This window comes from Vibrio sp. B183 (assembly GCF_000740665.1).
Classification (GTDB): domain Bacteria; phylum Pseudomonadota; class Gammaproteobacteria; order Enterobacterales; family Vibrionaceae; genus Vibrio; species Vibrio coralliilyticus.
In genome coordinates this window covers 286694-292693 of sequence record NZ_JPQB01000026.1, presented here as the reverse complement: position 1 = coordinate 292693, position 6000 = coordinate 286694, and the positions used below count along the sequence as shown (strand labels likewise).

Sequence of the window (6000 nt, the reverse complement as noted above, 5' to 3'; positions counted from 1 at the left end):
TAGGTTTATATTGTTAAAGAGCGTTCTTCTTTGTGACTCACATCACTTCGGAAGAGGCGGCCATTCTAGCGAGATAAACTGAAGTGTCAAATACTTTTTTCAAATTTATTTCATTTTCTTTTTGGCCTATCGATTTGGCTTAGAACCCTTGCGAGCCCTTGCCCTGTCGACAAGGAGGCATTATAGAGATCGGCATCACATTGGCAAGTGATATTTTGAAAAAATTACAAAAATAACGCTTAACCGTCCAATATTCATCCAAAGCTTTATTTATCCCTATTTACTCATAATATGCACATAGCTTAACCACAGAGTTATCCACATAACATAGCCTAAAGTGCATAAAAAGACCGCCAAAGCGGTCTTTCTACACTAATACTTCAAAATAAAGCTAAATACCTGAGCCATCTTGCTCGCTGTCATCCTCATGGAGCCCACATTCTCGTTTCAGGCCGAAGAATCGAGTTTCCTCTTCACTCATTCCAGGTTCCCATTTTTTGGTTGTATGAGTGTCGCCAACCGACAAATACCCTTCATCACGTAATGGGTGGTAAGGCAAACCATGTTGCTCTAGATAGTAGTGTACGTCTTTGTTTGTCCAATCAATGATAGGCAGAAACTTAAACACGCCATTTTGAATCGTCAAGATTGGCAGGTTTGCTCGAGACTTAGATTGCTCACGGCGCAGCCCTGAAAACCAAGTACCCACTCTAAGTTCATCCAAAGCGCGACGCATAGGTTCCACTTTGTTTAAGCGATTGTACTTTTCAATTCCCTCTATACCTTGATCCCACAATTTACCGTAACTTGCCTCCTGCCATGCTGCGCTCTGTTTTGCGCGATAGACTTGCAGGTTAAGGTTAAGCTTTTCCGTGAGGTCATCAATAAACCGGTAAGTTTCAGGGAAGAGATAGCCAGTATCTGTCAATATGACCGGGATATCAGGCTTAGCCTGCGTAACCAAATGCAGCATCACTGCGGCCTGAATGCCAAAGCTTGAGGAAACAGCGTGTGTTCCTTCCAAATTTTCTATCGCCCAGGAGACTCTTTCCTGAGCCGTTAGCTTTTCGAGCTCTATGTTAATTTCCGCAAGACGGAGAATTTGCTCCGTCTTCGTTGCCGTTAAGAGCTCTGCTAACTTCGGTTTTGAAGCCACAGAGTTAAGCATAAAAGTCCCTCTTGGAAACAAACACTTCATCGATAATGCCAGCTCTGATCGTGAAGTCACCAAAGCACTCGCCGTCGTTACGCTCTTTGGCCCATCTACCGACTAGCTGATCGATTTCTTCAAGAATCTGTTTATCTGTGATGTTTTCTTTATACATCTTAGGTACGCGTGTACCGCCACGGTTACCACCTAGGTGCAAGTTGTAACGGCCCGGTGCTTTACCTACCAGACCAATTTCCGCCAACATCGCACGGCCACAGCCATTCGGACAGCCTGTCACACGTAAGATAATGTTGTCTTCTTCTGGTAAGCCGTGCTTTTTGAGAATACCTTCAACGTCCGTAACAAACTCTGGCAAGAATCGTTCAGCCTCAGCCATTGCCAACGGACAAGTTGGGAACGCAACACACGCCATTGAATTCTTACGCTGCTCACTAACGGTTTCATCCATCAAACCATGCTCAACAGCGATTTTCTCAATTTTCGCTTTGTTGCTCTTGGAGACTCCAGCAACAATCAGGTTCTGGTTCGCCGTCATGCGGAAATCCCCTTTGTGGATTTTCGCTATCTCAGCCACACCTGTTTTAAGAGGCTTACCCGGATAATCCAGCAAGCGACCGTTTTCAATAAACAGAGTCAGGTGATGCTTTCCGTCGATTCCTTCGACCCAGCCAACTCGATCGCCACGTTCAGTAAACTCATACGGACGGCTTGCTTCAAACTCTACCCCAGCACGCTTTTCCACTTCTGCTTTGAAGACATCACTGCCCACTCGGTCAAGCGTGTATTTAGTTTTGGCATTTTTACGATTTGATCGGTTACCCCAATCACGCTGGGTAGTAACGACTGCCGCTGCAACATCTAGCGTTTTATCTAAAGGGATAAATCCGAAATCATCGGCACGTCTTGGGTAAGTAGATGTATCACCATGAGTCATGGCTAGGCCACCACCGACCAATACGTTAAAGCCCACCAGCTTGCCATCTTCAGCAATCGCGACAAAGTTAAGGTCATTCGCGTGCACATCAACATCATTTTGTGGCGGTATCACAACGGTAGTTTTGAACTTACGTGGTAAGTAGTTGCTACCCAGAATTGGTTCATCATCCTGGGTCGTCTCTACCTTATCACCATCCAACCAGATTTCTGCATACGCTTTGGTCTTTGGTAAAAGATGCTCACTGATCTTCTTCGCCCACTCATACGCTTCTTGGTGTAGCTCCGATTCAACCGGGTTTGTGGTACACAATACATTACGGTTAACGTCGCCCGCTGTTGCAATGGAGTCGATACCAATGCTGTTAAGCGTCTGATGCATCAGCTTGATGTTTGGTTTTAACACGCCGTGAAACTGAAACGTCTGACGCGTCGTTAGACGAATACTTCCATACAGAGAGTAATCTGTTGCGAACTTATCAATCGCTAACCACTGTTCCGGTTTGATAATCCCGCCTGGCATACGTGCCCGTAACATCACGTTATGCAGTGGTTCCAATTTCTGTTTGGTACGCTCATTGCGGATATCACGATCGTCCTGCTGATACATGCCATGGAAACGAATCAGCTGGAAGTTATCTGCAGTAAAGCCACCGGTAATACGATCTTGCAGATCTTGCTCAATCGTGCCACGTAGGAAATTACTTTCTCTTTTCAGGCGCTCGTTATCCGCAAGGGGCCCTAACTCTTCGCCTAAGACAACCTGTTTATTATTTTCGGTAGAAGCACTCATTAGTAAACATCCCTTTGGTAACGTTTCGCTTTGCGGAGTTCATTGATAAATTCTTCGGCATCATCACGTGATATTTTGCCGTGCTGCTCTGCGACGTGAATCAGCGCTTCATGGACATCTTTCGCCATGCGTGTCGCATCACCACAGACATAGATGTATGCCCCTTCCTGAATCCATTGCCATACTTGTTCAGCGTTTTCCAGAATACGATGTTGCACGTAAACTTTTTCTGCTTGGTCGCGGCTGAAGGCCACATCAAGACGATTGAGCAAACCTGACTTTAAGTACTTCTGCCATTCAACCTGATAGAGGAAATCTTGAGTAAAGGTGCGGTCACCAAAGAATAGCCAGTTCTTACCATCAGCTCCTCGGTCATCACGCTCTTGGATAAAGCTTCTGAACGGAGCGATACCAGTACCTGGGCCAATCATGATGACAGGGGTATTGTCATCTTGCGGTAGTTTGAAGTTATTGTTGTGTTCAACGAACACCTTCACTTCACCGCCCTCTTCTAAACGATGAGAAAGGAAACTAGACGCGCCACCAAAACGCTTTTCATCTCCCTTGTCATATTCAACAAGGCCAACCGTTAGATGGACTTCTTCGTCCACTTCACTCTGACTGGAAGCAATAGAATAGAGGCGAGGCGTTAATCGGCGCAGCAAACCAACCAATTCTTCAGCGGATAGTTTGGTTTTCTTCTCTGCTAGAACATCGACCACTTGAGTGTTGGTCGCGTATTCGCGTAGCTTGTCTTTATCTTCCACCAGTTTGAGTAGTTTCTTGCTACCCGATAGCTCTGCAAATTTAGTGACAAGCTGAGGGTTTGCTGACGTTATCTCGTACTTACTTACTAGCGCACTGTGGATGGAAATGCTCTCACCATCAACATCAATACTTTCCACACCTGACAACCCTGCTTTGGCTAAGATCGCATTCGCAAGGTCTGAGCTGTTCTCGAACCACACACCAAGTGCATCACCCGGCTGATATGTCAGACCTGAGCCATCCAAATCGATCTCGACATGGCGGACATCTTTACCTGAATCCCGACCAGTAATCTTCTGGCTCGTGAGCAAGGTTGCTGTGTAAGGGTTTTGCTTATTGTAAGGCGAATGGCCCGGTGCCGCTTGACCGACTGGTAGTTGAACGACTTCAGCTTCATTACCTGACGCTAACGCTTCTTTGACTTTATCCAGTGCGTTTTGACGCCACTCACTCGCTGGCGCTTCGTAATCAACATCACAGTCAATACGTTCAATAAATGAGGTCGCGCCAAGTTTAGATAGGTAAGAATCGAAATCTTTACCTGTCTGACAGAAGAATTCATAACTCGAGTCACCCAGACCAATCACACCGTATTTCAGGTTTGGTAACTTAGGCGCCTTCTTAGACTGAAGGAATTCATGCAGCTCAATCGCATTATCTGGTGCTTCACCTTCACCGTTGGTAGAGGCCACAATAATGACGTGCGTTTCCTTGGCGAGGTTCTTTCCTTTGTAATCGCTGGCATCAAACAGCTCAACAGCGATTCCTTGGGCCTTGGCTTCTTGCTCCAGAGCTTCAGCAACGCCTTTCGCGTTACCCGTCTGAGAAGCAAAGATAATAGAAAGCTTGCCTGCCGGTTTTGCGGCAACAGCCGCAGCTGCCTGACTAATAGGTGCAGCAGCACCAGTCGTTTGAGGCTGAGCTTGAGATAGCCCCCAAAAATAACCGCTGACCCACGCTAACTGTTGAGATGACAGCTCTGAGACTGTTTGTTGAAGCGTATTCAGTTGTTGATCATTTAAAGGAGCTGCGATTGACGGTAGTTCTTGTGGTGTGTTTCCTTGAGAGGACACGTTCTTGTTCAAAGACATGGTCTCGACATCCCTATTCATTGCGTGATGATAGATTAACCACTCCCTTTAATAACAAGAAAGAATAGAAATGAATGTTTTATAACTTTTGGAATTAAAGAAAGCCGAAAGTTTAAGCAAGTTTGGCTACTTAGCCTCGACACGTACCTGCCTGAAGCCAACAGCCATCGCGGACTTTGAGGCCAAATCCAGATCCAGATAGTGGCACTCTTCCCCATGAGAATCAGTTAATAGCACAAAACCACCACGAGCATGGCGAAACTCAACAATCCAACTCCCTTCCTGAGCAGAAGGTTCAATGATGGCTTCAACTAACTGATTTTCTCTATAAAGATTTCTAAGTTCATTGATAGTCATGAGAATCCTTTCTCTGAAGTTATTGATAAGAACCCTTAATAAGCATGGTCGAAAGACAAAAAACTGCTAAAAGAAAAATGAAGATATAACGAATAGGCATAAAAAAACGCCGCGATATTACGCAGCGTTTTTTGGAAAGACTCTTGCAGTTTAGAAACTGTATTCAGCACCGAGGAAGAAACCGTTCGCCATAATAAAAGGCTTGCCTAGCGTGCTGTCTTCAAGGGTTGGCTTAAATTCATCAGACTCAAGATCAATCACTCGGTAGCCCCCGCGGAAAGTGATTGTGGAATTATTCAGTGGCACTCTATATTGCATACCTGCCATCAGGTCGGTGCTCTTAATACCACTGCTATCACCAAAGTTCATTTCACCGATGATATCAAAGTTAGTGTCTGGCACTGTGATTTCAGCGTAACCATAGAACGCCCACAGCAGCTCGTTAAAATCTTTAGTTTGGCCAGTTTCTGCATTCTTGTACTTTGTATTACTCATATCGCTAAAGGTAATACCCGCATCAAAGTGCAATAGATCGTGTTCCATCACTTGGTAGTAGAGCGTCAGATCCAGCTTATCAAATGCCATGAACTCGTTATCAACGCTGGCTGTTCTGATACGTGCACTCGGCACATACTTAATATCGTGCTCAATCGCCGCATAAATACTTGGAGTAACTTCTTTATCACGGCGGATTTCATTAACTTCTGTGTCCACCCACCATGCTTCAGCACCTACTTTTGCAACTACAGAATCTTCTGCCATTGCTGCTGAACTTGCCATCGACATCGCAGCTGCAGTCATAACCGCCAGTGCTGATTTGTTCATCTAATTTAGCTCCTGAGCTCATTGAGGTTCGAGATGTTGGAGCGATAGTATCACATTCTGCA

The 6000-nt window shown here is 45.4% G+C and carries 5 protein-coding genes; all 5 read right to left on the bottom strand.

The window, feature by feature from the left end:
• Window positions 1–391: 391 nt before the first annotated feature.
• The 5 genes from IX95_RS23370 to IX95_RS23350 all read right to left on the bottom strand — a co-directional run bounded on the left by IX95_RS23370 (window position 392) and on the right by IX95_RS23350 (window position 5938).
• On the bottom strand, window positions 392–1168 hold the full coding sequence (locus tag IX95_RS23370) for a phosphoadenylyl-sulfate reductase (RefSeq protein WP_038164378.1): 777 nt from the start codon (window positions 1166–1168) through the stop codon (window positions 392–394).
• Entirely contained in the window at window positions 1161–2897 is a 1737-nt protein-coding gene (cysI, locus tag IX95_RS23365; protein WP_038164376.1) for an assimilatory sulfite reductase (NADPH) hemoprotein subunit, read from the bottom strand. Before cysI ends, IX95_RS23370 begins: the two co-directional genes overlap by 8 nt.
• Window positions 2897–4756 (bottom strand): assimilatory sulfite reductase (NADPH) flavoprotein subunit, encoded by a 1860-nt coding sequence (locus IX95_RS23360; RefSeq protein WP_038164374.1) that lies wholly within the window; start codon window positions 4754–4756, stop codon window positions 2897–2899. Before IX95_RS23360 ends, cysI begins: the two co-directional genes overlap by 1 nt.
• A gap of 126 nt (window positions 4757–4882) precedes the next feature.
• Window positions 4883–5113 (bottom strand): hypothetical protein, encoded by a 231-nt coding sequence (locus tag IX95_RS23355; RefSeq protein WP_006963181.1) that lies wholly within the window; start codon window positions 5111–5113, stop codon window positions 4883–4885.
• A gap of 150 nt (window positions 5114–5263) precedes the next feature.
• Window positions 5264–5938 (bottom strand): TIGR04219 family outer membrane beta-barrel protein, encoded by a 675-nt coding sequence (locus IX95_RS23350; RefSeq protein WP_081885472.1) that lies wholly within the window; start codon window positions 5936–5938, stop codon window positions 5264–5266.
• Between the last annotated feature and the right edge of the window lie 62 nt (window positions 5939–6000).

Excerpts from the sequence above, each read along its gene's own strand:
- IX95_RS23370 (WP_038164378.1), bottom strand. The coding sequence starts at position 1,168 with ATGCTTAACTCTGTGGCTTCAAAACCGAAGTTAGCAGAGCTCTTAACG.
- cysI (WP_038164376.1), bottom strand. The coding sequence starts at position 2,897 with ATGAGTGCTTCTACCGAAAATAATAAACAGGTTGTCTTAGGCGAAGAG.
- IX95_RS23360 (WP_038164374.1), bottom strand. The coding sequence starts at position 4,756 with ATGTCTTTGAACAAGAACGTGTCCTCTCAAGGAAACACACCACAAGAA.
- IX95_RS23355 (WP_006963181.1), bottom strand. The coding sequence starts at position 5,113 with ATGACTATCAATGAACTTAGAAATCTTTATAGAGAAAATCAGTTAGTT.
- IX95_RS23350 (WP_081885472.1), bottom strand. The coding sequence starts at position 5,938 with ATGAACAAATCAGCACTGGCGGTTATGACTGCAGCTGCGATGTCGATG.